At 57.3% G+C, this 2,601-nt stretch carries 3 protein-coding genes and 2 pseudogenes; 3 read left to right on the top strand and 2 right to left on the bottom strand.

The window, feature by feature from the left end:
• Window positions 1–90 precede the first annotated feature (90 nt).
• Window positions 91–561, top strand: coding sequence for a hypothetical protein (locus SYN65AY6A5_RS13760; RefSeq protein WP_099812725.1), 471 nt, complete (start codon window positions 91–93; stop codon window positions 559–561).
• A 227-nt stretch (window positions 562–788) separates the two neighbouring features.
• Here SYN65AY6A5_RS13760 and SYN65AY6A5_RS14605 read toward each other — a convergent pair.
• Window positions 789–1,005: pseudogene (locus SYN65AY6A5_RS14605) on the bottom strand (RNA-guided endonuclease TnpB family protein); the annotation flags it as partial.
• A gap of 107 nt (window positions 1,006–1,112) precedes the next feature.
• Between SYN65AY6A5_RS14605 and SYN65AY6A5_RS13750 the strand changes: the two are divergent.
• On the top strand, window positions 1,113–1,382 hold the full coding sequence (locus SYN65AY6A5_RS13750; protein ID WP_011431477.1) for a DUF370 domain-containing protein: 270 nt from the start codon (window positions 1,113–1,115) through the stop codon (window positions 1,380–1,382).
• Window positions 1,383–1,476: 94 nt separating this feature from the next.
• Window positions 1,477–2,130: a guanylate kinase gene (gene gmk, locus SYN65AY6A5_RS13745; protein WP_011431478.1), complete on the top strand. Its 654-nt coding sequence runs from the start codon at window positions 1,477–1,479 to the stop codon at window positions 2,128–2,130.
• 283 nt (window positions 2,131–2,413) lie between these two features.
• On the opposite strand, the pseudogene SYN65AY6A5_RS13740 reads toward gmk, so the two are convergent.
• A pseudogene (locus SYN65AY6A5_RS13740) lies at window positions 2,414–2,546 on the bottom strand (IS200/IS605 family transposase); the annotation flags it as partial.
• Between the last annotated feature and the right edge of the window lie 55 nt (window positions 2,547–2,601).

Raw genomic sequence — 2,601 nt, 5'->3', positions numbered from 1 at the left:
AAAGCCCTGGGCAGGGGAGGATAGGAGGAACCCTCCCTTTCTGCCAAGAGAAGACTTGCAACCCAGCTCATTTGAAGGTAACGGAAACCTATGCAGCCTGCCCAACTCCTGAACAGACGGATCCCCCTGCTGTGGCTCCTGGGCGTCGTTTTGGCGGGATGCGGGGAGACGACCAGCAGCAGCCCCCTGCCCCTGCCGACGCCCCTCCCTCCTCCTTCTCTCACCATCACCGATCTCTCGCCCCGCACCGTCCCCGTAGGGCAAACCCCCACCTTTGTCGTCTCCTTCCGCGTCGAGGCTCCTGCCGGGATCCGCGGATCCAACGCTTTCTTGGCTGCCGTCACCACTCCCCTGGGCAACTTTGTAACCCTAGGGGCTTTCGACGCTTCCCAATTGCCCGGCTGCTTCGTTGGAGCCACCGCCTGTACCGTAACAGGGCTTACCCTGCCCCAGAGCCGCTTTACCGTCACCCAGACGGGATCCCATCAACTCACCATCAGCGTTTTCGATCGCCAGGAGCGGCTGGGCAGCGGCAGCTTTACCTTCAACGGCGTGCTCTAGAGCTCAAAAGCGGAATCCAGCCTTGCTAAGCAAAACGCCACCGAGAATTTGCAAACGCAAGGGGCCTCCTCGTCGCCAGCGCAGACGTTGACAAGGCTTTGCTTCTCTGAGGAGAAAGCCATTTCCAGTAGCCATAGAACGGCTTGCTGCCTAATACCTGCACTTTCTTGGGAAAAAGGGTAAACTACCCGGCTCCAACCGCCCTCCACACCCCCCGTATACGGGGGGATGGACCTACATACCTGCACAGCCAAGTTGCTGGACAGCCCAAACCGTGCATGGATTTCGCGGTCGCTCAGAGACTGAAGCTGAAGAGCGTTGGTTATCTTCTCTGGCGTGTTTTGGTTGGCAGGCCTGGGCAAAGGCATCCAAAGTTGCATCCAGCTTTGTGGCTTGCGAGGCAGATACCTTGAGCTTGCAGAAGATAGTCAGGACTTGGGTCATGCTGGTTATATTAGGCGCTATCGCTCCCCACCGTATAGACGGTGGGGTGTCCCGCGCATTCAGATGAAGGCTGCTGGCCGGACAGGCGCTAGATTGGCTGATTAACCATGGATACTCGCCTAATCAACATCGGCTTTGGCAATATCGTCGCCGCCGGGCGCGTTATCGCCATTGTCAGTCCTGAGTCAGCTCCCATCAAACGCATCATTAGCGACGCCCGCGAAAGAGGCCAGTTGGTGGACGCGACCTACGGTCGCCGCACCCGCGCCGTAATCATCACCGATTCCGGGCACGTCATCCTCTCGGCCATTCAGCCGGAAACCGTTGCCAACCGCTTCCTTACTGCCAAAGTCGGTGCGCCGGAGGAACCTGAGTAAGGGCCTCACAAGCAGCCTGCGAGGCCGAGAGTGAGATATCCTAAAACAAACCAAACCAGCCAACTGTCCAGCCGTCCTTTGTCGCTCTCCGCCTATGGCAGTTTCTTCCACTACGCTCTCCTCGCCAACTCCCCCTGAGTGCCTGCAGCAACAGGAAGCCCCTCGGCCTCCTGCCACTCGCGGTCGCCTGGTGGTTTTGACAGGGCCCAGTGGGGTGGGCAAAGGCACTCTGGTCAGCCAATTGCGCCAGCGCCACCCTGAGCTGTACTTTTCTGTCTCGGTAACCACCCGCCCCCCCCGCCCTGGGGAACAGGAAGGCGTCAACTACTACTTCCGCACTCGCGAGGAGTTCCTCAACCTGATTGAAGCCGATGAGTTGTTGGAATGGGCCCAGTACGCAGGTAACTTTTACGGCACTCCCCGCGAGATCGTGTTCCAAAAACTCAGCCAGGGTCAGGATGTGCTTCTGGAAATTGAACTGGCCGGGGCCCGCCAGGTGAGACAACAGTGTCCCGATGCCATTCGCATCTTCCTGTCTCCTCCCTCGCTAGAAGAGCTCGAACGCCGCATTCGCGAACGCGGACAAGACTCTGAAGCCAGCATCCAACGCCGTCTGCAACAGGCTCGCAAAGAATTGGATGCCAAAGACGAATTCGACTACGTGATCGTCAACGACAATCTAGAGCAGGCTCTACAGGAGCTGGAAGCCTTGCTTTATCCTCCCTCTCCAGGGAAGGGGCAATCCTAGGAGCTCTGCGACTCTACGCGCTTTTTTCCGAGAGCTCGCGTCTTTTTCTTAACTAAAAAACGGCGACACAAGCCTCGGCATCCACGCCAAGTGCTTTTTGACACTCCCCCGACTCAAGTCGGGGAATTCTCACGCAGTCCACAACCGGAATCGCGAAGGCGCTGTCAAGACGCCCCTACACACAAAGGGATAGCTTGGTAGCCCCGCACTTGAGTGCGGGGCGGAAAAGCCCGCTAGCCACTTTAGTCGCTTACCCATGATGGGGGTCGTTGATATAGTTTCATAGCTCAAACAACCTCTTCCTGACTTCTCCCACCAAGACCTCTTTCCTTACTCTTTGGCCAAAAAATAAGATAAACAACCGCTAGCCCCACAGCATGGTTGTAGTGATTGTACCGTTGACTTTCCTCTCGCATTATCGCTTGCCCATGTCAGACTGCGGTTGTCATGCCGCTTGCCAACAATGATGGA

Source organism: Synechococcus sp. 65AY6A5, assembly GCF_002760415.1.
In the GTDB taxonomy this organism is placed as follows: domain Bacteria; phylum Cyanobacteriota; class Cyanobacteriia; order Thermostichales; family Thermostichaceae; genus Thermostichus.
Note: the sequence above shows the minus strand (reverse complement) of the source record. Positions and strands in the feature narration are given on the sequence as shown.